The sequence below is a fragment of the Bradyrhizobium symbiodeficiens genome, assembly GCF_002266465.3.
GTDB classification, from domain to species: Bacteria; Pseudomonadota; Alphaproteobacteria; order Rhizobiales; family Xanthobacteraceae; genus Bradyrhizobium; species Bradyrhizobium symbiodeficiens.
Genome location: NZ_CP029427.2, coordinates 117,383 through 140,276 on the forward strand (window position 1 = coordinate 117,383; position 22,894 = coordinate 140,276).

The window sequence follows — 22,894 nt, forward strand, 5'->3', positions numbered from 1 at the left end:
GCTACGTCCGCCTTGCGTGCTAACCAGTCCCCATTCGCCACTCCTTATTCGCTATTCGCCGGTGCAACCCATGGCTAACGTCACCCTGCGCAACGTCCGCAAGACCTATCCCGGCGGCTTCGAAGCCATCAAGGGCGTCAACGTCGATGTCGGCGACGGACAGTTCTGCGTGCTGGTCGGGCCCTCCGGCTGCGGCAAGTCCACCTTGCTGCGCATGGTCGCAGGGCTCGAGACGATCACGAGCGGCGAGATCGACATCGGCGGCCGTGTCGTCAACCAGATCGAGCCCGCCGATCGCGACATCGCGATGGTGTTCCAGAACTACGCGCTCTATCCGCATATGAGCGTCTTCAACAACATGGCCTATGGCCTGCGCAACCGCGGCATGAAGGAGGCCGAGATCAAGTCCCGCGTCGACGAAGCCGCGCGCGTGCTCGAGCTCACCTCGATGCTGGAGCGCAAGCCGCGCCAGCTCTCCGGCGGCCAGCGCCAGCGCGTCGCCATGGGCCGCGCCATCGTGCGCCAGCCGAAGGTGTTTCTGTTCGACGAGCCGCTGTCGAACCTCGATGCCAAGCTCCGCATCGCGATGCGCGTCGAGATCCGCAAATTGCAGCGCCGGCTCAACACCACGTCGATCTACGTCACCCACGACCAGCTCGAAGCCATGACGCTCGCCGACATTCTCGTCGTGATGAACGGCGGTCAGGTGGAGCAGGTCGGCAATCCCCTGGCGATCTACGAGAAGCCCGCGACGACCTTCGTCGCCTCCTTCATCGGCGCGCCCCCGATGAATTTGATGTCGACGCGCCCCGAGGAGATCAGATCGCAGCTCGGTGGCGCGGCGGCTGACGCCGGCATCCTCGGCATCCGCCCGGAAGATTTCGTCATCACCGACCAGACCCCGGACGGCGGCGTCACGTTGCCGCTGACCGTGGAGGCAATCGAGCGCGTCGGCGCCGAAACGTTCATCTACGGCTCGCGCGAGCAGGAAGAGCAGCGCGTCGCCGCCACGCCCGGCGAGCTGCCGCCCGGCGAGATCATCGTTCGCATTCCCGGCACCGAGGCTCCCGCGATCGGCGCGAAAATCCGCGTCGCGGCGCTGCGCAACAAGCTGCATCTGTTCAGCGGTGACGGCCGCACGCGGCTTGAAGCCTGAGGGTTCCGAGCCCCCCAACTAAAAAACGCGAAAACAACCCCATGCACAGTAGAAGGGGCTTTGTTTTCGCTGAGAGAATTCAGTCTTGAGATCCGTCATGCCGGGACAGTCACGGGCACGACGGACCGGAGCACTTTCGGGCGACGGCGGGCCGTCGCTCATCCACAAGCGCTCCCGCTACATCCTTGAACCACCACAGGGATATGCCCATATTGCTGATCAAGGGGTGCCACTACGGGCCCTGATGCACCAAAGTCGCTTTGCGAGGACTTTGTAAACTATGTCTCGTGTTCCCACGTTATCCAGTCCGTTCCTTCTGGGCTTCGACGAGATTGAGCGCGTGCTCGATCGCGTCGTCAAAGGCGCCGACGGCTACCCTCCCTACAATATCGAGAGGTGCGGCGGCGCGGACGGCCAGCCCGAGCGGTTGCGTATCACGCTGGCGGTCGCCGGATTCACGCGCGACCAACTCGATGTAACCATTGAGGAAAACCAGCTCGTGATCCGCGGGCGTCAGCAGGACGACAAGACCCGGCAATACATCCATCGCGGCATCGCCGCGCGCCACTTCCAGCGCACTTTCGTGCTGGCGGAGGGGATGCTGGTGCTGGGTGCGGATCTGAAGAACGGGCTGTTGTCGATCGATCTGGCCCGGCCTGAACCGGAGAGGATCGTTAAGACAATCGCTATCAATGAGCACGAATAATGGAACGAGTAGCGGACTCGACCGCTTAGTGTTCCAGAGGAGTCGAGACCATGAGTGAAGGTCACGTTGCGTTCGAATACGAAGCCAAGAATGTCTCGCCGGAGACGCTGGCAACCCTCGGCGAAGGCCATATCGCCTATGTGAAGCAGATCCGCTCGGAAGACGTGCCGGGCCTGTTTCCCGAAGCGCCGAAGATCGCGCCGGGCCTCAAGCTCTTCGCGCTCCACGCCGCCGACGGCACGCCGATCATGCTGACCGACAGCCGCGAAGCGGCGGTTGCGAATGCCTGGAGCAACGAGCTGCAAGCGGTGAGCGTGCACTAAGCGCACGCGCGTCGCACGATTAGGGTTTCAAGCGGGCATGCCTTCAGGCGAAGGCGTGCCCGTTTTCATTTTGAGAGATGATGTTCTCGCGCGTCGTTGCGAGCGCTCTCGTAGTCAGTGAAGAAATTACGCCGCGGTCGCCGGCGGCAGCGCCAGCACCGAATAGATCGCCTGGGCGTCGCGCGAGGCGCGGAGCTTCTTGGCGATGTCCTGGTCGCGCAGGAGGCGGGCGATGCGGGCGAGCGCCTTGAGGTGATCGGCGCCGGCGCCTTCGGGCGCGAGCAGCAGGAACACCAGATCGACCGGCTGGCCGTCCATCGCCTCGAAATCGATCGGGCGGTCGAGCCGCGCAAACAGGCCGAAGATCTTCTCGAGCTTGGGCAGCTTGCCGTGGGGAATGGCGACGCCATAGCCGACCGCGGTGGTGCCGAGCTTCTCACGCTGCAGCAGCACCTCGAACACCGAGCGCTCGTTCTGCCCGGTCAGCTCGGCGGCCTTGGCCGCGAGCTCCTGCAGGGCCTGCTTCTTGTTGTTGACCTTCAATGCCGGGAGAATCGCCTCGGGTGCGACCAGATCGGTAATCGGCATGGAGGGTTTCCGAGGTGAATTAAACCGTCAGGTTCCGAATTGGCCGGCTTGGAGAGAAACCACGCCGGGCCGGCGCGAGAAGGTGAAGCAGGTGGGGGACTTAGCCCCGATCCTGATGTGGGGCGCTTCTACTCCAACGCAATCCCGGTGCCAACTCCCGCGTGCGGCTTTGCCACGGTCATTGTTAAGGCCCGGGGATCATACGGGGTTCCGGTTTCGCCTAACCACCCGCCTCGCCGTCCGGTTTCGCACCAGGCGGGTCGATCCAGCCGACATTGCCGTCAGCCCGGCGGTAAATAATGTTCACCCGGCCGCTGGAGCCATGCTGAAAGACCAGGCAGGGCGCCCCGCTGAGGTCGAGTTCCATGACGGCTTCGCTGACCGACAGCGGCTTCAGCGCCGTGGTCGCCTCGGCGATGATCACCGGGCTGTAGCCGGTGACTTCGTCCTCGTCCTCACCCTCTGCCGGGGCCTCCAGCACGTAGCTGGTAGCATCCATCCCGGCGAGCGCTTCCGAAGCAACGTGGTTCTTGCGCGCGGAACGGTCCTTGAGCCGGCTCTTGTAGCGACGCAGCCGCTTTTCGATCATCAGCAGCGCCTGATCGGCGCTGGCATAGGCGTCCGGCGCGTTTGAATCTGCTTCCAGCGAAATTCCCGAATCGAGGTGCAGCGCACAGTCGGTGCGGAAGCCGAAGCCGTCCTTGCTCAGCGTGATGTGGCCGGAATAATTGCCGTCGAAATATTTGCGAAGCACCTCGTCGGTGCGGTCGGCAACGCGGCCGCGCAGGGCTTCGCCGACGCTGATGCTCTTTCCCGAAATTCTCAGAGTCATGGGATGCCTCGCCTGGTTTTAAGTGCCCAGCTTGGATCGTTCGCGATGGGGGAGATGAGAGTAGCGCGATTTCGCGCCAGCGCAATCAGGCCGGTTCGGTGTTGCGGGAGCGATCGGACAATGCGGTCGAGAGAACGTTACCAAGAGCGCTCTGTTTGTCGCGGCGGCGTTGCACCGAGGAAGGAATGCGCATGGCTTCGCGGTACTTCGCGACCGTGCGGCGGGCAATATCAATGCCCGAGGCGCGCAAGCGTTCCACGATGGTGTCGTCCGACAGGATTGCCGCGGGCTCCTCCGAATCGATCAGCTGCTTGATGTGGTGCCGCACGGCTTCCGCTGAATGCGCCTCGCCGCCATCGGCCGAGGCGATCGACGCCGTGAAGAAATATTTCAGCTCGAAGGTGCCGCGATTCGTCGCCATGTATTTGTTGGCGGTGACGCGCGACACCGTGGATTCGTGCATCTGGATGGCGTCGGCAACGGCCTTCAGATTGAGCGGTCTCAGATGCGCCACGCCGTGGGTGAAGAAGCCGTCCTGCTGGCGCACGATCTCGGTCGCGACTTTCAGGATGGTGCGGGCGCGCTGGTCGAGCGCGCGGACCAGCCAGGTCGCGTTCTGCAGCGCATCGGTGAAATAGGACTTGTCGCCGTCCTTGCCGATCTTCTTCGACAGCTGGGAATAGTAGGTCTGGTTGACCAGCACGCGCGGCAAGGTGTCGCTGTTGAGCTCGACGTGCCAGCCGCCGTCGGGACCCGGGCGGACATAGACGTCCGGCACCATGGTCTGCAGACGCGCCGAGCCGAACTTCATGCCGGGCTTGGGATTGAGGCGGCGGATCTCGCCGATCATGTCGGCGATGTCCTCGTCGTCGACACCGCAGATCTTGCGCAACGCCACGATGTCGCGCTTGGCCAGGAGATCGAGATGCTCGACCAGGGCCTGCATGGCGGGATCGTAGCGGTCGAGCTCGCGGAGCTGGATCGCCAGGCATTCGCTCAAATTGCGCGCGCAGACGCCGGGCGGGTCGAATTTTTGCAGCACGGCAAGGACGCCCTCGACGTCGGCTTGCGTCGCGCCGAGACGCTCGGCAGCCTGGCCGAGATCGCCCGGCAGATAGCCGGCCTCATCGACGAGGTCGATCAGGTACTGGCCGATCATGCGCTGGGCGGGGCCGGTGAAGGCCACCGAGAGTTGCTCGGCGAGATGGTCGCCGAGCGTTGTCTCGGCTGCGACAAAGGCTTCGAGATTGTAGTCTTCGTCACCCGAGGCGCCGCCGCCCCATTCCGTATAGGTGGTCGGCGCGGCGTCCTGGGCGTTCCGTGCCGCGGCCTCGGCCGGCTCCTCGGAGAAGACGTTGTCCAGGCCCGTGTCCAGGGTCTGCTCCATCTCGGCGCGGGTGCCGAGATCCTTGCTCATCCATTCTTCCTGGCCGGGCTCGAACGCCTCGCCCGGACCGCCGCCCGGCTCGTCGCTGTGGCTGCCACCGAAATCGTCGTTATCGCCGTACTGGCCGGACTCGGCCGGGGCCTCGCCCGCAGGGGCCTCGTCATTGGCCCGCTCCAGCAGCGGATTCCGCTCGAGTTCCTCTTCCACGAAGGTCGTGAGATCGAGATTGGACAATTGCAGCAGCTTGATCGCCTGCATCAGCTGCGGCGTCATGACCAGCGACTGCGATTGACGGAACTCTAATCTCTGCGTGAGCGCCATGAAGCAAGAACCGTTCCCAAAAAATTGGTCCGATTTTTGCTTATCCTAGTCCGAGACCGATGTACACGCCTTGACGAAACGCAAAAACGGGCTAGAGGCGGAATTCCTCGCCAAGGTAAAGGCGGCGCACATCCGGATCGGCGACGATCTCATCCGGGCTCCCCTCGGTCAAGATTTCACCGGCATAGACGATGTAGGCGCGATCGGTGAGGCCGAGCGTCTCGCGGACATTGTGGTCGGTGATGAGGACGCCGATGCCGCGATTGGTGAGATGGCGGACCAGATACTGGATGTCGCCGACCGCGATCGGATCGATGCCCGCGAAGGGCTCGTCGAGCAGCATGTAGTTCGGACGCGTCGCCAGCGCGCGCGCAATCTCGACACGGCGCCGCTCGCCGCCTGACAGCGCGATCGACGGCGATTTGCGCAGCCGCGTGATGTTGAATTCGTCGAGCAGCGAGTCGAGCTGCTGTTCGCGCTTCTTGCGCGAGGGTTCCACCACTTCGAGCACGGCGCGGATGTTCTGCTCGACGGTGAGGCCGCGGAAGATCGAGGCCTCCTGCGGCAGATAGCCGATGCCGAGCCGCGCGCGCTGATACATCGGCAGCTTGGTGACGTCGTGGCCGTCGAGCTCGATGGCGCCGCGATCGGCCTTGATCAGGCCGGTGATCATGTAGAACACGGTGGTCTTGCCGGCGCCGTTCGGACCGAGCAGGCCAACGGCTTCGCCGCGGCGCACATAGATGCTGACGCCGCGCACCACCTGGCGGCTGCCGAAGGACTTTTCCACGCTATGCACAGCCAGGAAACCCGGCCGCTTCAGGAGCTGCGGCCCGCCGGCGCCATTCGATTTGGCGGAGCCCCTCAGCGGGTGGACGGCCTGCGGACGCGGTGCCTCGGCTTGATAATCGCCTTGATAGTCACCCTGGAACTGATCGGGCGCATGGATCGCCTGGTCCCGGGCCATCGGCGGCTTATCCCTGACAGGGCTGGGCACGAGCCCGCCGACGCCGTCACCGAGCGCGGTGATGTCCTGGCGCGCAAATCCTGGCCGGCCGCGCTTGGCGGGGCGCCGACGGAACATGCTGAAGAGATCGACCATCCCCGCCTTCTAAGCCTTTCGCGACGATCCCGCGCGAATTCGCGCGATCTGCCACACCGGCCATTCGATTCGCCGATGCAGCTTGAGTGAAGGGATGTCTCATGCCCAGTGAAACACGCCCGAAAAGCGGCGGACCCCGCTTCGAAAGCCCTGCGCGCTAGATACAGTCTCACCGGCCAAGCTTCAACCTCGGTTCGGGAGCATTCGAACCAAGCCGTTGAATTCATTTCGGTTTAGTTGCGCCAGGCAATTGCAGGGGTGGACCTGCGCCGGCGCCGCCCTGCGTTCCGCATTTGCTGTTCTGGTCGAACAGGCCGCGTACCTTGCCGCTGTCCGATTCCACTCGTGAGACGCCTGTGGTCATGTCGACCACCAATCGGTCTCCTTGCAGCACGTTCTTGCACTGGGTCAGGACGACCTGGCCGGAACCGCCGAGCATGGTGATGAGATTGGTCCTGGTGTCGAACACGGCGGTGTCGCCGGTCACCACCTGGTCCTTTTGCGTGACCACGACATTGCCGCGCGCCTCCAGACGCTTGATCGAGGAGCTGCCGCCGGGACCCGGCTGCGCCGACTGTATCGGCGCGCCCTTGGTCGCCTTGGCTGCAGGCTGGGGCGTGGCGGGCTTGTCGCCGCCCGACTCGTAGAACACCACCAGCGTCTTCGAGGTCATGGTGGTGTCGCCCTGGATGACCTTCACATTGCCGGCGAAGGTCGCCTCCTTCTTCTTGTCGCGCATCTCGAGCGAGGCGGCTTCGATCTGGATCGGCTGATCGCGGTTCTGCGAGAAGCCCTGCATCGCGTTGGGGACGCCTTGCATCGTGCTCTGCGCAAATGCGGCGCCGGCTGCAGCAAGCGCGACAGTGGCGGCGAGTGCCGCCGCACCGACGATGACATTGCGCGTGTGGTTGCGCGGAAAAGACCTGATCATGAAAATCACTTTGAATTGGCAGATTTGTTCTTAGACTTGGCCGACGGCGCAGGCTCGACCGGCGCAGGCTGCGCGGCGGCGGGGTCATCCAGCTTGTCCAGATGCATCACCACATTGCCCTCGAAACGGATGACGTCGCCGCCTTCCGTAATGCGCAGCTTGTCCGCGGTCAGCGTGCCGTTGGTCAGCTTGACGTCGACGCGCTCGTCCGAGGAGACCGTGCCCTTGCCCATGTCCACGAAGGCCGAGTTCAGCCGCGCCTCATAGCCACTGGAGGTGCGCAGAAAGATATCCTTGTGCAAATCGAGCTGCTGCTGCTTGTTGTCGAAGCGGCCGGTGCGGGCATCGAGGAACAGGGTCGATTGGTCCTCCATCAGCACTTTGGCGCGCAGGTCCTTGAGATCGACATGATCGGGATCGGTGACGTCCTGCGTCGCGGTCTTGGCCCAGAGCTCGTAGGGCCGCTGGTCCGGGGTGAAGCCGGAAAGATGCGGCGATTCCATCGTGATCTTGGTGCCCGACACCACCATGTTCTCGACGGTGAGCGGCAGCTCCGGAATCCTGAACTTGTTGAAGAACGCGATGTAGATGATCACGGCCATGGCGACGATCACCGTCGCCGGGACCGAGACCCGCAGAATCCGCACCAGGCGGCTGTGGCGCGCCGCGCTGGCAAACTTCGCCGCAAGCGCGGCGTCGTAGGTGGGATTGTGGGCCGAATTCACCTGATCTCCAGGGTGCCTGCTAAGAGGGTGCCTGCTAAGCCTGTTCGGGTCGACGGTGCATTGTACCCGGCGCCGGCAAGATATGCAGCTGGCGACAGGCCGTTACGAAAGTGTCCGAAACGGGGCGGCAACTCCCTCCAGATCGGCTCAGGAGTGCGCGAAAATGTCCTCCTCCTCCCAGCCCTGGAGGTCGAGCAGGGCGCGGGTGGGCAGGAAGTCGAAACAGGCTTTGGCCAGCGCGGTGCGGCCCTCACGCACCAGCATGGCGTCGAGCCGCTCGCGCAGGGCATGCAGGTGCAGCACGTCGGAAGCGGCATAAGCGAGCTGCGGCTCGGTCAGGCTGTCGGAACCCCAATCGCTGGACTGCTGCTGCTTGGAGAGATCGACATTGAGCACCTCGCGCACCAGGTCTTTCAGGCCGTGGCGGTCGGTGTAGGTGCGGATCAGGCGGGAGGCAATCTTGGTGCAATAAATCGGGCCGGTCATGACGCCGAAGGTCTGGTACAGCACCGCGACGTCGAACCGCGCGAAGTGGAAGATTTTTGTGATGGCGGGATTGGCCAGAAGGGCCTTCAGGTTCGGCGCGTCGGTGTGGCCTTTGGGGATCTGCACCACGTCGGCGCTGCCGTCGCCGGGCGAGAGCTGCACCACGCAGAGCCGGTCGCGGTGCGGGTTCAGCCCCATGGTCTCGGTGTCGATCGCCACCGCTCCGGTGTAGCGGGACAGGTCGGGCAGGTCGCCGCGATGCAGGCGTACGGTCATGGCGTGTCAAAACCTCGGGTCTATTCGGTTACGTCGTCGCAATGGCGAATTCGGATTGCCCGCGATGTAGCCATTGCCGGCGGGCCGCGCAAGCACGGGCTTCGCTCAGATCGCCGCCAGCATGATGCAGATCATCGCCGCAACCGCAATGCGGCTGGGGCCGTCGCGGAAGGCGTACAGAATCGGATCATCGGGCATCTCGCGGCGGTGCGCCATCATCAGGGCGCGGCCGAACCAGTACAGCAGCAGCGGATTGAGCAGCCACAGCATCCAGGGACGGCTGTAGAGCGGCGTCACCGCGGACGAGGAGACGTAGAGCGAGAACACGGTCACCGCGTTCATCGCGCTCGCCGCCGCCATCGCGGCGATGATTTGCAGGTCGGTGACGCGATAGTCGCGATTGGAGGGATCGGAAAGGCCCGCGCTCTCGCGCATGCTGAGCTCGCTGAAGCGCTTGATCAGCGCCAGCGAGGTGAACACGAACAGCGAGAAGATCAGCAGCCATTCCGACAGCACCACGCCGACGCCGACCGCGCCGGCAACGATGCGAAGCGTATAGAGACCGGCGAGCGTGACGATGTCGACCAGCATCTTGCGCTTGAGCACGAGCGAATAGGCGATGGTGGTGGCGAGATAGGCGCCGAGCACGGCGAGGAACAGCGGCGAGATGCAGAGGGAGGCTGCGACCGCGAACAGCCACAATACGGGGATCGCCGATAGCGCGGACGAGATCGGCAAATCTCCGGCGGCGAGCGCGCGATGGCGCTTGGTCGGATGCTGCCGGTCGGCGGCGAGATCCAGCAGGTCGTTCATCAGATAGGCGCCGGATGCACAGGCCGAGAACGCCAGGAACGCCAGCAGCGCCGAGCCGAAGCTGGCAAAATTCAACTGATGCGCGGTGATGACAGGCACGAACACCAGCGTGTTCTTGGCGTATTGATAGACGCGCAGCGCCTTGGCCCAGGTCTTGAGGCTCACGCGACCGCGGCTACGCGCGGCAATGCGCGCGATGGCGCCACGATCGAACGGCAGATCTTCGCCTGCAGCCAGATCGGCCGACGCGACCACGCCGTCGAAGCCGAGATGCGCCGCGATACCGGCAGCATGATCGGCAAAACGGCCGGCGACCAGGTAGACCTTCTCGCCGCGCGCCCGCGCCGCCAGCGCTTGGTTCAGCACGTCGGGATCATAGGGCAGACGGGCGTAGTCGATCTCGGCGCCCGCCAGGATATCGGTGAGCGCCGCCATGCCCGGGCGTCCGCCGGCGCCGAAGCGGGCCAGCAGGCGGCCGGGGCTGGAGAACAGCGCCTCCATCAGCAGCTCTGACCGCAGCAGTCCGCCTTCGAGATCGATGACGAGCGTCCGCGCGGCCGCCGCCGTGGGCAACGGCTCGGGCACGCCAGGATCGTACTGCCGGGCAGGCTGCTCCATCCGAAAACGCTCTGACTTGCCGCAAACTGACCGGCATCCGGCCGGGGAGCAGGGAAATGGACGGTCGCGAGCCTAGGGGACATTCGCTAAAGGCGGCTTAATCGGGCAGGCAAGCCTGTGGTGGATTCACCGGGTCTACCCCGCTGTTGCGCGGATCCCACAACCTCGGGTGACGTTCGTGTTCCGCCATGATGTGAGCCATGCGCCCGATGGAAATCGTCCCCGCCCACCCCATCTGCCAGTTTCCCTCATCCCATTACCTTGAACCAGGTGTCCATGACCGAACAGACGCTCGCCGCGCCGATCAACGATCCTTCGGAACGCCAGCGCGGTTTCTCGCGCTACCAGGCGCTCCTCATCGCGCTGCTCGCGTTCACGCAGTTCACGATCATCCTCGACTTCATCATTATGTCGCCGCTCGGCGCCATCCTGATGCCCGCGCTCGACATCACGGCCACCCAATTCGGCGTCGCGGTGTCGGCCTATGCCTTCAGCGCCGGACTGTCGGGCATCCTCGCCGCCGGCTTTGCCGATCGCTTCGACCGCAAGCGCCTGCTGTTGTTCTTCTATGTCGGCTTCACGCTCGGCACCATGCTGTGCGCCGCCGCGCCGAACTACCACGTGCTGCTGCTCGGCCGGATCGTGACCGGATTGTTCGGCGGCGTGATCGGCGCGGTGGTACTCGCCATCGTCACCGATTTGTTCGCGCTGCATTTGCGCGGCCGCGTGATGGGATTCATCCAGACCGCGTTCGCCGCGAGCCAGGTGCTCGGCATTCCCGCTGGACTGTTCCTCGCCAATCACTGGAGCTGGCATGTCTGCTTCATCGCGATCGTCATCGTGTCGATCGCCGCGATCGCGATCATCGCCTTCGCCATGGAGCCGGTCGACGCGCATCTGAAGCTGAAGCAGGATAGAAACCCGTTCCACCATCTGGTCGCGACGATCGGTGAGCCGCGCTACACGCTGGCCTTCTTCGTCACGACGCTGCTGGCGACCGGCGGCTACATGCTGATGCCGTTCTCGAGCGCCTTCACCGTGCACAATCTCGGCATCGACATCACGCATCTGCCGACGATCTATCTCGTCTCCGGCCTGTTCAGCATCGTCACGGGGCCGCTGGTCGGCCGGGCGAGCGATGCGTTCGGCAAATATCCGACCTTCGTGTTCGGCTGCGTGATGACCGTCATCATGGTGCTGATCTACACCCATCTCGGTCACGTCTCGCTCGTGACCGCGATCACCGTCAACGTGCTGATGTTCGTCGGCATCTTCTCGCGCATGATCCCATCGCAGGCCCTGATGTCGGCAATCCCCGATCCCGACCAGCGCGGCTCCTTCAGCGCGGTCAGCGCCTCGCTGCAACAACTCTCCGGCGGCCTCGGCTCGGTCCTCGCCGGCGCGATCATCGCGCAAGCGCCCGACGGCTCGCTGCTCCATTTCGACCGGATCGGCTACGTCGTCGTCGCGACGACGATCATCACGCTGGTCGCGATGTATTTCGTGCAGAGGGCGGTGGCGGAGCGGGCGGGTCAAAGCGTGGTGTGACGGGCGGCGGCGGCTGGCGCGGGGTCGCGTATCGGGGACATCTCGCGCGCAACCAGCCTGAGCCGGCAGACCGTGCATCGCATCCGTGACGACCAGGACGCCGCCCACGGCGCTCTTGCGCGTTGGGACGCTTGATAGCCGGTGCGTGCCTTATCCGGTCCCGCCGTCACTATTCGTCACCGTAGCTCCTGTTCCACATTCAGGTGAACCAACGCTGGGCCTACGATGACCAAAGTTGCAAGTATCACCTATTGGTCGAAAATCTCGTAAGTCAGGTCAAGGCGCATGAGACCTCCAATGAAGCTCAGACTTGCCGCCGCGATGCTCGCCGCAAGCCTCCCGCTCGCATCGATGGCTTTCGCCCAAGGCACCGCGCCAGCTGACCTTGCGGTGATCGATGCCTGCCTGAAGACCGCGGAGAAAACCGGCGGTTTCGGCGGCGCGTGCGTCGGGCTCGTCGCCGACCCCTGCATCAAAGCGGCAAAGGGCGAGAATGACGACGTCGCCAAATGGAAAGCCTGCGCGGCGCGCGAACTCGCCGTCTGGACGCAGAAAACCAGTGAGGCGCTAAAGAAGGTTAAGGCCGGCGGGTTCACCGACGTGATCAAGGCGGTCGAGGAATCCCAGAAAACTTTCGCCGCGTCACGTGATCGCTTCTGCGCGGTCTTCGACAAAGTCGAGCCCGGCATGTACCCGGGCGACGCGAGCTACTGCCGCCTGCGCGAGACCGCGAACCGCTCGCTGAGCCTGATCAAGCTCGGCGCTGCGGTCAACGAGCACTGAGACCTCTTAGGCTCTTGGGGTCATCAGCTTTGCCGACGTTTTCCCACATCGCGACGACGGCTTCGGCCGCGAGCGCGGTGGACGTCGTTCATAGCTCACCTAGCATCCGGGCAACGGCTGTCGGCGCGTGCCTGAGCGACTGAAGCCAGCCGCCTCCAGATCGCCTGCGATCCGAGCCGACCCGACGAGCGATGTAGGCCATTCGGTACGCCTTGAACGCCGTGCCTCGGTTTTGTGTACCGGTCAGCAGCTCAAATTCCCTGCAAAAGCGATTTCAATCGCCTGAGTGGGAGGTGGTGCCCAGGAAAGGACTCGAACCTTCACGGCCGTTAAGCCACTGGCACCTGAAGCCAGCGCGTCTACCAATTCCACCACCTGGGCATGCCGTTTGGGGCACGGAGGCGGTTACTACGGTTCGGTGACGCCGTTGTCAATTCATGCTTCAAGCCGGGTTCGGGATGCCGATTGCGCATCGCAAACCGGCCCGATACAAGCCTGACACGACGCACTCTTTTCCGCAGGAACGGCTCCCATGGCATCGAATCTGGAAACGCTCGTCACGGTTTTCGGCGGATCGGGATTTTTGGGCCGGAATGTGGTCCGCGCGCTGTGCCGGCGGGATTACCGGGTCCGGGCCGCGGTGCGGCGGCCGGAACTGGCCGGATACCTCCAGCCCTCGGGCAAGGTCGGGCAGGTCCACACCATTCAAGCCAATCTGCGCTATCCGGCTTCGGTCGAGGCGGCGGTGCGTGATTCGGATGTCGTGATCAACCTGGTCGGCATCCTTGCCGAGGGCGGCGCGCAGAGCTTTGACGCCGTCCAGGCCAAGGGCGCCGAGACCGTCGCCAAGGCGGCCGCGGCCGTTGGCGCCCGAATGGTGCATGTCTCGGCGATCGGCGCCGATGCGGAATCGCCCTCGGCCTACGCGCGCGCCAAGGCCGCCGGCGAGCAGGCGGTTCTGGCTGCGGTGCCCTCGGCCACGATCTTCCGTCCCTCCGTGATTTTCGGGCCCGAGGACCAGTTCACCAACCGCTTCGCCGCGCTGGCCCGGATGTCGCCGGTGCTGCCGCTGATCGGCGGCGAGACGAAGATGCAGCCGGTCTATGTCGGCGACGTCGCCACCGCGATCGCGGACGCTGTCGACGGCAAGGCCAAGGCGGGCGCGACCTACGAACTCGGTGGCGCGGAAGTGCTGACCATGCGCGAGATCATCGAGGCCATCCTGGAGATCATCGACCGCGAGCGGATGCTGATCCCGCTGCCGTTCGGCCTCGCCCGCTTCAAGGCCGCCTTCCTGCAATTCGCGCCGGGCGCGTTCAAGCTGACGCCGGACCAGGTCACGCTGCTGGAGCACGACAACGTCGTGTCGGATGCGGCGAAGGCCGCCGGCCTCACGCTGGAAGGGCTCGGTATCACCCCCGATTCGCTGGAAGCGATCGCCCCGCAATATCTCTGGCGTTTCCGCCCCCAGGGCCAGTTCCAGCGGATGGGCGTGTGAAGCACCACTCTCTCCGCCGTCATGGCCGGACTTGACCCGGCCATCCACGTCTCTGCTAAACGCGGATGCCAAGAACGTGGATGCCCGGCACAAGGCCGGGCATGACGAGACTGTGTGCAAGCCGCAAGAACCTCAAAACTTCAACTTCTTGAACACCGCTTCCGGCAGCGTCTTGATGATCAGCATCACGAGGCGCCATTTGCCGCTGACATAGATGACGTCGGTCTTGTTCTCGACCGCGCGGAGAATGGCATCGCCGACCACCGGTGCTTCGACGGTCAGAGGGCCAATCAGCTTCATGCCTTCCGTCATCCTGGTGCGGACGAAGCCGGGCTTGACGGTGACGACATGCACGCCGCCACGGCTGGCGCGGGCGCGCAGGCCGGAGAGGAAGGCGGAGAAGCCGGCCTTGGCCGAGCCATAGACATAGTTCGAGGCCCGCCCGCGATCACCGGCCACGGACGACACGCCGACGATCGTGCCGCTGCCGCGCGCCAGGAATTTTTCGGCGAACAGGCCGAGGATCAGCGCGGGCCCTTCGTAGTTCGAGCGCATGATCGCGGTGGCGTGGACGAGGTCGCTCTCGGCATCCTGCTGCACACCGAGCAGGCCGACGATGGAGATGACGATTTCGGGCAGCGCGGGAAGAGCTCCGACAAAGCTCTCGAACGCGGCGGTGTCGAGCACATCGAATTTGTGGAGGCCGACCTCGACATTGTAACGCGCGCGCAGATCGGCGGCATCTGGCTCCAGCGCGGCAACGTCGCGGCCGGCAAGGGCAACATCGTATCCCGCTTTGGCAAAGGCGCGCGCCGCGGCGCGGCCGATGTCGGAGGAGCCGCCGAGCACCAATACGGATTTGCGTGACGTCACGGCCTAGACCTCATCGAACAGACGTTGTGAAAGTTTCGATCGGATGTTGCCGGCGGGATCGAGCGATTTGCGGATCGCGTTGAAACGCTGCAGGGCAGGATAGCCGGCCTCGAAGGTCGCGCGCGACTGGCGGGCGTCTTTCGCCAGATAAAGCCGGCCGCCGGCGGCGACGACCAGGCGATCGATCTCGTCGAGGAAATTCAGGATGTCGCCCTTCACCGGGAAATCCAGCGCCAGCGTGTAGCCGGGCAGCGGGAACGACAGGATGCCGTTGCCCTGGCCGAGCTTCTTGAGCACGGCGAGGAAGGAGGCGTCGCCGCGCCGCGCGACCCGATCGAGGATCTCGCCGAGCACGGCGCGCGCGCCGGCTTGCGGGATCACGCATTGATGCTGAAGGAAGCCGCGCTTGCCGTAGATGCGATTCCAGTCACCGACGCTGTCGAGCGGAAAGAAATACGGATAGAGCGAGACCACATGGCTGCCGCCGGCCCGGCGCGCGCCCATGCGGTAATAGAGCTCGTTGAAGGCGCGGACGCTGATGCGGTTCAATGCGATCGACGGCAGGTCGACCGGCACGCTGAGGCGAGAGTCCTTGCCGACCGGAAATGCATCGGCGCCTTCCGCCAGTTCCCCTCTGTCCGCATGCTCGCCGAGATAGATCAGGGAGCGGCCGAGATCGCGGCCGCGTGCCACGCAGTCGATCCAGGCGACCGAATAGGTCGCGGCGTCGCCCGCCTCGAGCGCGCGCATCGCGGCATCGAGGTCGGACGCGGAGATCACCCGCTCGCGGATCCAGCCGGTCTCGACCCGCCGCAGCCGCATCGTCGCTTCGAGGATGATGCCGGTCAGGCCCATGCCGCCGACCGTCGCGAAGAAGGCGTCGGAATTCTCGTCGCGCGAGGCCTCGATGACCTCGCCCTGCCCGGTGCGCAGCAGGAGGCTGTCGACGTAGCGGCCGAAGCCGCCCTCGCAATGATGGTTCTTGCCGTGCACATCGGCCGCAATGGCGCCGCCGATCGAGACGAAGCGCGTGCCCGGCACGACGAAGGGCAGGAAGCCGCGCGGGCCGAAGGTGTCGATCAGGTCCGACAGCAGAACGCCGGCTTCGAGACGGATGCGACCGGTTGCCGGATCGAACGACCTGACCCGGTCGAAGCCGGTCATCGTCACGGTCCGCGCGGCGCCGATCGCGGCATCGCCATAGGCTCGGCCGTTGCCGCGCGCGATGGTGCCGGCCGAGACGGCTTCGCCGACCGCCGCGAACGACCGCGGGCGCAGCACATCGCTATCGACGACCGGGAAACGGCCCCAGCCGCTGACGAGGGTCATGGCTCAGCTCCTGTGCCGGGCGCGCGCCGCCCGGCGTAGGAAACTGACTAGCGACCAAAAGCTTATTTTGCGTTGCAGACGTGATGCGGGCGTAGCCCCGATCAGAAATGCTTAACGCCCCAGCGCCAGCGCGATCAGGCCGAGGGTGCCGACGATGACGCGCCACCACGCGAACACCACGAAGCCGTGCCGGGTGACATATTCCAGGAACGTCTTGACCACGATGATCGCGGTGATGAACGACACCACGAAACCGATCGCGACGACGCCCATGTGGTCCATCGTCATCTCGGAGCGGTTCTTGTAGAAGTCGTAGGCGAACGCACCGATCATGGTGGGGATGGCGAGGAAGAACGAGAACTCCGCCGCAGCGCGCTTGTCGGCGCCGAGGAACATCGCCGCGACGATGCTGGCGCCGGAACGCGACACGCCGGGGATCATCGCCACGCACTGCGCGATGCCGATATAGAGATACATCAACAGCGGAAACCTGGTGGCGTCATGCTCGCGCGGCTTGAGGTCGAGCTTGTCGACCCAGAGCAGGATGGCGCCGCCGACGATCAGCGTGAAGCAGACGACCCAGGGATTGAACAGCACGCTCTTGATGTATTTGCCGGCGACGAGGCCGACGATGACGGCGGGCAAAAACGCCACCAGCACACCGATCACGAAGCGGCGCGAATAGGTGTCGCCCGTGAAGAAGCCGATCACGACATCCCAGAGCTTCTTGAAGTACAGCCCGACGATCGCGAGGATCGCACCCAGCTGGATCAGAACCGTAAACGAATCCCAGAAGGCACCTTCGCCGAGATGGAAGAAGCGTTCCGCGAGCAGCAAATGGCCGGTCGAGGACACGGGAAGGAACTCGGTCACACCCTCGATGATGCCGAGGATCACTGCCCGTATTGCGTCTGACATATTTACGGTCCATTTCGGCTGGAAAAGCGGGGCTCTTCTCGCCTATTCGCCCCCATGCCGCAATCGCAAAATGCGAAATCACGCCCTTGCCTCGCGGTTTTGAAGGACTAGTGTGGCGCCGCACAAACATTGATGGAATCTTAAGCACCATCACATAGTCAAAGGCTTCATGTTTACGCTGTTTCATCATCCGTTCTGTCCGCATTCGCGTTTCATCCGCCTAATCGCGGGCGAATACGGGCTCGACATCAAGCTGGTCGAAGAGCGCAGCTGGGAGCGGCGCGAGGCGTTTCTGTTGCTCAACGCGGCGGGCACGACGCCTGTGATGGTGGACGACGAGCACCCGCCGATCCCGGGCGCTGCGATCATCGCCGAATATGTCGACGAGGCCTATGGCGCCGAGATGGGGCCGAAGCGCCTGATGCCGGAGACGATCTCCGAGCGCGTCGAGGTCCGCCGGCTGATGGCCTGGTTCAACGAAAAGTTCTTCGAGGAGGTCTCGCACCCACTCGTCACCGAGCGCATCTACAAGCGCTTCATGAGCGAGGAGAACGGTGGCGGGGCGCCTTCGGCCGACGTGATGCGCGCCGCCAAGGCCAATGTGCGCTATCATCTGGCCTATATCGGCTGGCTGGCGCAGACGCGTAATTTCCTCGCCGGCGACCGGCTCACTTACGCGGATCTCGCCGCCGCGGCGCATCTCTCGGCGATCGACTATCTGGGCGACGTGCCATGGAGCGAGGACGACGCGGCAAAGGCGTGGTACGCGCGGGTGAAGTCCCGTCCGTCGTTCCGTCCGCTGCTGAGCGAATGGCTGGCCGGCGTGCCGGCGTCGCGGACCTATGTGGACCTGGATTTCTGATGAAGGTCGTCATGCCCGGGCTTGTCCCGGGCATCTACGTTCTTTCACTTTCTATGAACGCCAAGCAAGATCGTGGATGGCCGGGACAAGCCCGGCCATGACGAGCGTGGACCATATTGGTGGCTAGATCCAGCACCGACACTGTTGGGCTGCGTGCTGCTCTCGACGAGCAAGCGCGTGCGCTCGGCTTCGACTGCATCGGCATCACCGCGCCGGGCACGATCGAGAGCGCCGGAAAATACTTCCTCGAATTCATCGCGTCGGGCAGCCATGGCGACATGGATTGGCTCGCGAGCCAGCCGGAGCGCCGGGTCGATCCGCGCGGGCTGTGGGCTGACGTTCGCTCGGTGATCATGCTCGGCGTCAATTACGGCCCCGATTCCGATCCGCTCGCGATCCTCGAGCAACGCACACGCGCGGCGATCTCGGTCTATGCGCAGGGCGATGACTATCACGATCTCATCAAGAAGCGCCTGAAGGCGCTGGCGCGCTGGCTGGTCGCAACCGCGCCGTCGGACGTCAAGGTGTTCGTCGACACCGCGGCGGTGATGGAGAAGCCGCTGGCGCAAACCGCGGGTCTCGGCTGGCAGGGCAAGCACACCAACCTCGTCTCGCGCGAATTCGGCTCGTGGCTGTTCCTCGGCGCGATCTACACCACGCTGGTGCTGCCGCGCGACGAGGCCGAGATCGATCATTGCGGCTCGTGCCGGGCCTGTCTCGACATCTGCCCGACGTCGGCGTTTCCCGCGCCTTACAAGCTCGATGCGCGGCGCTGCATCTCCTATCTCACCATCGAGAACAAGGGACCGATCCCGCACGAATTCCGCAAAGCCATCGGCAACCGAATCTACGGCTGCGACGATTGCCTCGCGGCGTGTCCCTGGAACAAATTCGCGCGGGAGGGACGCGAGGCCAAGCTCGCGGCACGCGACGAGCTGCGTGCGCCTGATCTTGCCGAACTCGCACGCCTCGACGATGCCGCGTTCCGCGCGCTGTTCACGAAGTCGCCGGTCAAGCGCATCGGCCGCGACCGCTTCTTGCGGAATGTGTTGATCGCGATCGGCAACTCGGGTGACGTGGAGCTGGCGGCAGAGGCGCTGCGATTGCTCGACGACGCGAGTCCGCTGGTGCGCGGCGCTGCGGTGTGGACGCTGCGGCAGTTGGTGTCGCCGGAGGAGTTTGCGGCGATCAAGACGAACGCCATCGCGAGCGAGCACGACGAGAGTGTTCGTGAGGAGTGGCAGGCCGCTTCCTAGACTTGATTTCCCCGCGCGTTCCCGCAAAGTCGCGGGCCATGACAAACCTGCCTTTCTTCACCCGCGACGGCGACACATTCCATCCGACGGAAGCCGCCAATGGTCCGTGGGATCCGAAATCGCTGCACGGACGCGTCGTCGTCGGGCTGCTCGGCTTTGCCATCGAGGAGCGCCATTCCGGTCCCGAATTGATGCCGGCGCGGCTGACCGTCGACATGTTTCGGCTGCCGACCATCGACAAGCCGATCGAGGTGACGACACGCCTGGTGCGCGACGGGTTGCGCATCCGCGTGGTCGAGGCGGAATTCGTCTCCGGCGGAGTCAGCATGGCGCGCGCCTCGTGCCAGCTGCTGCGCAAGACGCAGAATCCTGACGGCAATGTCTGGTCGCCGCCGAACTGGGACGTGCCGAAGCCGGCCGACATTCCAAAACCCACCGATCCCAGGCTCGGCATGAACGGCAAATGGACGACGCGCCCCATCGTCGGCCATATGGGCTCGCTCGGTCCGAGAAAACTCTGGATGAGCGAGGTACGGGAACTCGTCGCGGGCGTGCCGATGACGCCGTTCGTCCACGTCGCCACCGGCGCCGATTTCGCCAGCCCGTTTGCCAATGCCGGCGACAACGGGCTCGGCTACATCAACAGCGACGTGACGATCTATCTGCACCGCCTGCCGGTGACGAACTGGATCGGATTCGAGGTGGTGAACCATCACGCCACCGACGGCGTCGCGATCGGCGAATGCTGGCTCTACGACGAACAGGGCCCGATCGGCACCGCGACGGTGGCCGCGCTGGCGCAGCGCAAGCCGATGGCGAATCCGTCGAAGCGGTAGTTTGTCGTCTACGCAAGATGCCGCAGCATCTCCGGCCGCGCCTTCAGCTCCGCGCCCTGCTTGGCCACGATCTTCGCAATTCTTTCCGGCGCGAACCTCAGGTCGACGAATGCCGGCGCGGTATTGGCGACCTCATGATAGCTCACGATCCTGCCCTCACGCAGCGTCATGATCGCAACGCCCTCGAACATCGCCCGCGCGCCGCCAGCTTCCGGCAGGGTCGAACGATAGCTGAAGGTGTAGCGGGCATAGAGCGTGGTGCCGTCCGACACGGGATCATGCATATCCCAGCGGAAATCGGTCGCCGTGCGATAGAACCAGTCGTCGATCATCGCAGCGATCTTGGTACGGCCTTCGAAGGCGCCGTAGAACACGTCGTGATAGACGCCGTCCTCGGCGAACAGCTCGGCGAATGCTTTGCCGTTGCGCTGTTCGACAGCGTCGCAGAAGGCGCGCAGCATGGCGGTGGTGGTCATTGACGTTTCTCCCTACGCGTTCTCGGTCATGCCCCGCGAAGGCGGGGCATCCAGTACGCCGCGGCTTCTCGGCTTAAGCACGACCGTCTCTGGAATACTGGATTGCCCGCTTTCGCGGGCAATGACAGCGAGTACGACACTCTCACCCGATCTCCGCCACCGCGGCAAGGATGCGTGCGATGTCCTGCGGGCGGGAGAGGCGGTGGTCGCCGTCCTGGATCATGGTCAGCACGACGTCGTCGGCCGGCAGGCGATGCGTCAGCGCGAAAGCGTGCTGCCAGGGCACATCAGGATCCTTCGCGCCCTGCAGGATGCGGACCGGGCAGCCGAGATCGATGGCGCTGCCGAGCACGAGATGGTTGCGGCCCTCCTCGATCAGGTTCCGCGTGATCGGATAGGGCGAGCCGTCGCCATACTCCGACGGACGCAGCCAGAGGCCCTTGGTTTCGATCTCCTGCTTCACCGCGGGCGAGAAATTCTTCCACATCAGCTCTTCCGTGAAATCAGGCGCCGGCGCGATCAGCACCAAGCCCGCGAGCGCGGCCGCGCCAGAACGCTTCCTGATCTCGCGTGCGAGCAGCAGCGCCATCCAGCCGCCCATGGAGGAGCCGATCAGGACCTGCGGGCCATCACAGAACCGATCGAACACCGCCACGCACTCCTCCAGCCAGCGTCCGATGGTTCCGTCAGCGAAATCGCCGCCGGATTCGCCGTGACCGGAATAGTCGAACCGGACCATGGCGCGGCCGTGATCCCGTGCCCAGGCGTCCAATGCCAGCGCCTTGCTGCCCTGCATGTCCGATTTGAATCCGCCGAGCCAGAGCAGCCCGGGCCCCTGCCCGCGCCGGCTGCGCACCGCGATCCTGCGTGCTGACGGGCCCTCGCCCACATCGATGAAGTCGAGCACGGCATCGGGAATTGCGTGGGTCATGGAACGTTTACCCTGGCTGCGCAGTTTGAGCTATCGGGTCGTATTCGGCAGCGCCGGAGACCGGCATTGTCCCTTTGGGACGCTTGCGGAACGGAAGCAAGGTGTCTATGTCGGTCAGCGTGCCCAGGCGTGACCGAAATACCTCGCATTTGAGGGTTTTTCGTTGCCCGCACGCGCGAATTGCTTGCCGGCAAACGTGTCTTCCTGCAAAGTAGCCGCCTCTTTCACAACTTTGGAGAACAACCCATTCGCCGTCCCAATAAAGCCCCGCCCGTTGCCAGCAAAGACGGGCCGCGCATCAATGATGATATCCGCAATGCGCAGATCCAGCTGATCGATCAGGCCGGTGACAACAAAGGCACCGTCGAGACCGTTGCGGCTATCCGCATGGCCCAGGAAGCCGGCATGGATCTGGTCGAGATCTCGCCGAACGTCAGCCCTCCCGTCTGCAAGATCATGGACTACGGGAAGTACAAATATTCCGCGCAGAAAAAAGCCGCCGAAGCCCGCAAGCGGCAGAAGATCGTCGAGATCAAGGAGATCAAGCTCCGCCCGATGATCGACGACCACGATTACGAAGTTAAGATGCGCGCGATGCAGCGGTTCTTCGAAGAAGGTGACAAGGTCAAGATCACGTTGCGCTATCGCGGCCGCGAAATGGCGCACCAGGAGATCGGCACCAAGCTTCTCGACAAGATCAAGACCGACGTCGCCGAGCTCGCCAAGGTCGAGCAGGACGCCAGGTTCGAGGGCCGCCAGGTCGTCATGGTGCTGGCGCCGCGCTGACGCCAGCTTGTTAAGATAGAGATTTCAACGGCCCGTACGGATTTCCGGCGGGCCGTTTTGTTTGGGCGAGCTGCGCCGCTACGTCCTTGTCGCCTGCCAGGTGCCGCTGCATTGGTCTCCGGAAATGATGCCCTTCCATGAGCCGGTGCCATTCACGCCGGCGAGCCGGCCGCCGCCGCTGGCATGGGAGGCGCCGACCGAGACATGGACCGCCACGGCACCGCCGCGCTTGACCGTACCGGAGACCCGGCCGCCGCCCGCGGAGGAGACACGGCTGCCCGTTACCGTGAAGGGGACGCTATAGCCGGAGCTGCAATTGCCCCGGCTGGTGGCGAAGGTGACATTCCAGATGCCGTCATAGCCGCCGACGCGGGCATCGGCGGTCGATGGCAGCGCGACTGTGGCGAGTACGGCGAGCAGCGCGAGACGGCGCGGGCGGGCGAAATCAGTCGAAGAGAACAGCGCTAGGGACGAATAGGCCATTTTGGTCCTGCTCCGGGCGACACGGTTTGGACATAGTGTACCAGCACCGAA

General features: G+C 64.4%; 24 protein-coding genes and 1 tRNA gene. 10 read left to right on the forward strand and 15 right to left on the reverse strand.

Going from position 1 to position 22,894, the window contains the following annotated elements; translation table 11 throughout:
• The first annotated feature begins 70 nt into the window (after window positions 1-70).
• The 3 genes from CIT39_RS00520 (at window position 71) to CIT39_RS00530 (ending at window position 2,185) form a co-directional block, all read left to right on the forward strand.
• Window positions 71-1,156 (forward strand): sn-glycerol-3-phosphate import ATP-binding protein UgpC, encoded by a 1,086-nt coding sequence (locus CIT39_RS00520; protein ID WP_094976056.1) that lies wholly within the window; start codon window positions 71-73, stop codon window positions 1,154-1,156.
• A 280-nt stretch (window positions 1,157-1,436) separates the two neighbouring features.
• Window positions 1,437-1,862 carry an Hsp20 family protein gene (locus tag CIT39_RS00525; RefSeq protein ID WP_028139463.1) on the forward strand — a complete coding sequence of 142 codons (426 nt, stop codon included), beginning with the start codon at window positions 1,437-1,439 and terminating at the stop codon, window positions 1,860-1,862.
• A 50-nt stretch (window positions 1,863-1,912) separates the two neighbouring features.
• Entirely contained in the window at window positions 1,913-2,185 is a 273-nt protein-coding gene (locus CIT39_RS00530; protein WP_011083553.1) for a BQ00720 family protein, read from the forward strand.
• Window positions 2,186-2,311: 126 nt separating this feature from the next.
• On the opposite strand, the gene ptsN is transcribed toward CIT39_RS00530, so the two are convergent.
• The 8 genes from ptsN to CIT39_RS00570 form a co-directional block, all read right to left on the reverse strand.
• A complete protein-coding gene (gene ptsN / locus CIT39_RS00535; RefSeq protein WP_094976055.1) occupies window positions 2,312-2,773 on the reverse strand; it encodes a PTS IIA-like nitrogen regulatory protein PtsN in 462 nt (153 codons plus the stop codon).
• Between the two features lie 220 nt (window positions 2,774-2,993).
• Window positions 2,994-3,605 (reverse strand): ribosome hibernation-promoting factor, HPF/YfiA family, encoded by a 612-nt coding sequence (gene hpf, locus CIT39_RS00540; RefSeq protein WP_094976054.1) that lies wholly within the window; start codon window positions 3,603-3,605, stop codon window positions 2,994-2,996.
• An 85-nt stretch (window positions 3,606-3,690) separates the two neighbouring features.
• Window positions 3,691-5,313, reverse strand: a complete 1,623-nt coding sequence (gene rpoN, locus CIT39_RS00545; protein ID WP_094976053.1) for an RNA polymerase factor sigma-54 — start codon at window positions 5,311-5,313, stop codon at window positions 3,691-3,693.
• 91 nt (window positions 5,314-5,404) lie between these two features.
• Window positions 5,405-6,415: an LPS export ABC transporter ATP-binding protein gene (lptB, locus tag CIT39_RS00550; protein ID WP_094976052.1), complete on the reverse strand. Its 1,011-nt coding sequence runs from the start codon at window positions 6,413-6,415 to the stop codon at window positions 5,405-5,407.
• Window positions 6,416-6,638: 223 nt separating this feature from the next.
• Window positions 6,639-7,346, reverse strand: a complete 708-nt coding sequence (locus CIT39_RS00555; RefSeq protein WP_162308827.1) for an LptA/OstA family protein — start codon at window positions 7,344-7,346, stop codon at window positions 6,639-6,641.
• Between the two features lie 5 nt (window positions 7,347-7,351).
• Window positions 7,352-8,071 (reverse strand): LPS export ABC transporter periplasmic protein LptC, encoded by a 720-nt coding sequence (gene lptC, locus CIT39_RS00560; protein WP_094976050.1) that lies wholly within the window; start codon window positions 8,069-8,071, stop codon window positions 7,352-7,354.
• A 147-nt stretch (window positions 8,072-8,218) separates the two neighbouring features.
• A complete protein-coding gene (locus CIT39_RS00565; RefSeq protein ID WP_094976049.1) occupies window positions 8,219-8,833 on the reverse strand; it encodes a ribonuclease D in 615 nt (204 codons plus the stop codon).
• 105 nt (window positions 8,834-8,938) lie between these two features.
• Entirely contained in the window at window positions 8,939-10,264 is a 1,326-nt protein-coding gene (locus CIT39_RS00570; protein ID WP_094976048.1) for a UbiA family prenyltransferase, read from the reverse strand.
• A gap of 276 nt (window positions 10,265-10,540) precedes the next feature.
• Here CIT39_RS00570 and CIT39_RS00575 point away from each other — a divergent pair, with 276 nt between their 5' ends.
• On the forward strand, window positions 10,541-11,812 hold the full coding sequence (locus tag CIT39_RS00575; protein ID WP_094976047.1) for an MFS transporter: 1,272 nt from the start codon (window positions 10,541-10,543) through the stop codon (window positions 11,810-11,812).
• Window positions 11,813-12,133: 321 nt separating this feature from the next.
• The gene (locus CIT39_RS00580) at window positions 12,134-12,595 is read left to right on the forward strand and encodes a lysozyme inhibitor LprI family protein (protein ID WP_244607493.1); all 462 of its coding nucleotides are present in this window, start codon (window positions 12,134-12,136) and stop codon (window positions 12,593-12,595) included.
• A gap of 294 nt (window positions 12,596-12,889) precedes the next feature.
• On the opposite strand, the gene CIT39_RS00585 is transcribed toward CIT39_RS00580, so the two are convergent.
• A tRNA-Leu gene (locus CIT39_RS00585) sits at window positions 12,890-12,976 on the reverse strand.
• Window positions 12,977-13,127: 151 nt separating this feature from the next.
• On the opposite strand from CIT39_RS00585, the gene CIT39_RS00590 reads away from it, so the two are divergent.
• Complete coding sequence (locus CIT39_RS00590) at window positions 13,128-14,093, forward strand: complex I NDUFA9 subunit family protein (RefSeq protein WP_094976045.1); 966 nt, start codon at window positions 13,128-13,130, stop codon at window positions 14,091-14,093.
• 132 nt (window positions 14,094-14,225) lie between these two features.
• Here the strand turns inward: CIT39_RS00590 and CIT39_RS00595 are convergent, their stop codons facing one another.
• The 3 genes from CIT39_RS00595 to CIT39_RS00605 all read right to left on the reverse strand — a co-directional run bounded on the left by CIT39_RS00595 (window position 14,226) and on the right by CIT39_RS00605 (window position 17,213).
• Entirely contained in the window at window positions 14,226-14,966 is a 741-nt protein-coding gene (locus tag CIT39_RS00595) for an SDR family oxidoreductase (protein ID WP_094976044.1), read from the reverse strand.
• Between the two features lie 3 nt (window positions 14,967-14,969).
• Window positions 14,970-16,295, reverse strand: a complete 1,326-nt coding sequence (locus CIT39_RS00600; protein ID WP_094976043.1) for an FAD-binding oxidoreductase — start codon at window positions 16,293-16,295, stop codon at window positions 14,970-14,972.
• Between the two features lie 111 nt (window positions 16,296-16,406).
• A complete protein-coding gene (locus CIT39_RS00605) occupies window positions 16,407-17,213 on the reverse strand; it encodes an undecaprenyl-diphosphate phosphatase (RefSeq protein WP_094894142.1) in 807 nt (268 codons plus the stop codon).
• A gap of 169 nt (window positions 17,214-17,382) precedes the next feature.
• Here CIT39_RS00605 and CIT39_RS00610 point away from each other — a divergent pair, with 169 nt between their 5' ends.
• The 3 genes from CIT39_RS00610 (at window position 17,383) to CIT39_RS00620 (ending at window position 20,167) form a co-directional block, all read left to right on the forward strand.
• Complete coding sequence (locus tag CIT39_RS00610; protein ID WP_094976042.1) at window positions 17,383-18,075, forward strand: glutathione S-transferase family protein; 693 nt, start codon at window positions 17,383-17,385, stop codon at window positions 18,073-18,075.
• A 119-nt stretch (window positions 18,076-18,194) separates the two neighbouring features.
• The gene (gene queG / locus CIT39_RS00615) at window positions 18,195-19,331 is read left to right on the forward strand and encodes a tRNA epoxyqueuosine(34) reductase QueG (RefSeq protein ID WP_244607494.1); all 1,137 of its coding nucleotides are present in this window, start codon (window positions 18,195-18,197) and stop codon (window positions 19,329-19,331) included.
• Between the two features lie 38 nt (window positions 19,332-19,369).
• Window positions 19,370-20,167, forward strand: coding sequence for an acyl-CoA thioesterase domain-containing protein (locus tag CIT39_RS00620; protein WP_094976040.1), 798 nt, complete (start codon window positions 19,370-19,372; stop codon window positions 20,165-20,167).
• An 8-nt stretch (window positions 20,168-20,175) separates the two neighbouring features.
• On the opposite strand, the gene CIT39_RS00625 is transcribed toward CIT39_RS00620, so the two are convergent.
• Both CIT39_RS00625 and CIT39_RS00630 read right to left on the reverse strand, forming a co-directional pair.
• Complete coding sequence (locus tag CIT39_RS00625; protein WP_094976039.1) at window positions 20,176-20,643, reverse strand: nuclear transport factor 2 family protein; 468 nt, start codon at window positions 20,641-20,643, stop codon at window positions 20,176-20,178.
• 142 nt (window positions 20,644-20,785) lie between these two features.
• Complete coding sequence (locus tag CIT39_RS00630) at window positions 20,786-21,574, reverse strand: alpha/beta hydrolase (RefSeq protein WP_094976038.1); 789 nt, start codon at window positions 21,572-21,574, stop codon at window positions 20,786-20,788.
• A 246-nt stretch (window positions 21,575-21,820) separates the two neighbouring features.
• Here CIT39_RS00630 and infC point away from each other — a divergent pair, with 246 nt between their 5' ends.
• Window positions 21,821-22,360: a translation initiation factor IF-3 gene (gene infC, locus CIT39_RS00635; RefSeq protein ID WP_094977003.1), complete on the forward strand. Its 540-nt coding sequence runs from the start codon at window positions 21,821-21,823 to the stop codon at window positions 22,358-22,360.
• A gap of 78 nt (window positions 22,361-22,438) precedes the next feature.
• On the opposite strand, the gene CIT39_RS00640 is transcribed toward infC, so the two are convergent.
• Window positions 22,439-22,843, reverse strand: coding sequence for a hypothetical protein (locus CIT39_RS00640; RefSeq protein WP_094976037.1), 405 nt, complete (start codon window positions 22,841-22,843; stop codon window positions 22,439-22,441).
• Window positions 22,844-22,894: the final 51 nt, after the last annotated feature.

What these genes read in the sequence shown, in the direction of transcription:
- CIT39_RS00605 (WP_094894142.1), bottom strand. Translation starts at nt 17,213, where the DNA reads ATGTCAGACGCAATACGGGCAGTGATCCTCGGCATCATCGAGGGTGTG.
- CIT39_RS00625 (WP_094976039.1), bottom strand. Translation starts at nt 20,643, where the DNA reads ATGACCACCACCGCCATGCTGCGCGCCTTCTGCGACGCTGTCGAACAG.
- CIT39_RS00575 (WP_094976047.1), top strand. Translation starts at nt 10,541, where the DNA reads ATGACCGAACAGACGCTCGCCGCGCCGATCAACGATCCTTCGGAACGC.
- CIT39_RS00570 (WP_094976048.1), bottom strand. Translation starts at nt 10,264, where the DNA reads ATGGAGCAGCCTGCCCGGCAGTACGATCCTGGCGTGCCCGAGCCGTTG.
- CIT39_RS00565 (WP_094976049.1), bottom strand. Translation starts at nt 8,833, where the DNA reads ATGACCGTACGCCTGCATCGCGGCGACCTGCCCGACCTGTCCCGCTAC.
- CIT39_RS00525 (WP_028139463.1), top strand. Translation starts at nt 1,437, where the DNA reads ATGTCTCGTGTTCCCACGTTATCCAGTCCGTTCCTTCTGGGCTTCGAC.
- CIT39_RS00610 (WP_094976042.1), top strand. Translation starts at nt 17,383, where the DNA reads ATGTTTACGCTGTTTCATCATCCGTTCTGTCCGCATTCGCGTTTCATC.
- CIT39_RS00640 (WP_094976037.1), bottom strand. Translation starts at nt 22,843, where the DNA reads ATGGCCTATTCGTCCCTAGCGCTGTTCTCTTCGACTGATTTCGCCCGC.
- hpf (WP_094976054.1), bottom strand. Translation starts at nt 3,605, where the DNA reads ATGACTCTGAGAATTTCGGGAAAGAGCATCAGCGTCGGCGAAGCCCTG.
- CIT39_RS00580 (WP_244607493.1), top strand. Translation starts at nt 12,134, where the DNA reads ATGCTCGCCGCAAGCCTCCCGCTCGCATCGATGGCTTTCGCCCAAGGC.
- CIT39_RS00600 (WP_094976043.1), bottom strand. Translation starts at nt 16,295, where the DNA reads ATGACCCTCGTCAGCGGCTGGGGCCGTTTCCCGGTCGTCGATAGCGAT.
- CIT39_RS00590 (WP_094976045.1), top strand. Translation starts at nt 13,128, where the DNA reads ATGGCATCGAATCTGGAAACGCTCGTCACGGTTTTCGGCGGATCGGGA.
- CIT39_RS00620 (WP_094976040.1), top strand. Translation starts at nt 19,370, where the DNA reads ATGACAAACCTGCCTTTCTTCACCCGCGACGGCGACACATTCCATCCG.
- rpoN (WP_094976053.1), bottom strand. Translation starts at nt 5,313, where the DNA reads ATGGCGCTCACGCAGAGATTAGAGTTCCGTCAATCGCAGTCGCTGGTC.
- CIT39_RS00530 (WP_011083553.1), top strand. Translation starts at nt 1,913, where the DNA reads ATGAGTGAAGGTCACGTTGCGTTCGAATACGAAGCCAAGAATGTCTCG.
- lptB (WP_094976052.1), bottom strand. Translation starts at nt 6,415, where the DNA reads ATGGTCGATCTCTTCAGCATGTTCCGTCGGCGCCCCGCCAAGCGCGGC.
- ptsN (WP_094976055.1), bottom strand. Translation starts at nt 2,773, where the DNA reads ATGCCGATTACCGATCTGGTCGCACCCGAGGCGATTCTCCCGGCATTG.
- CIT39_RS00630 (WP_094976038.1), bottom strand. Translation starts at nt 21,574, where the DNA reads ATGACCCACGCAATTCCCGATGCCGTGCTCGACTTCATCGATGTGGGC.
- CIT39_RS00555 (WP_162308827.1), bottom strand. Translation starts at nt 7,346, where the DNA reads ATGATCAGGTCTTTTCCGCGCAACCACACGCGCAATGTCATCGTCGGT.
- CIT39_RS00520 (WP_094976056.1), top strand. Translation starts at nt 71, where the DNA reads ATGGCTAACGTCACCCTGCGCAACGTCCGCAAGACCTATCCCGGCGGC.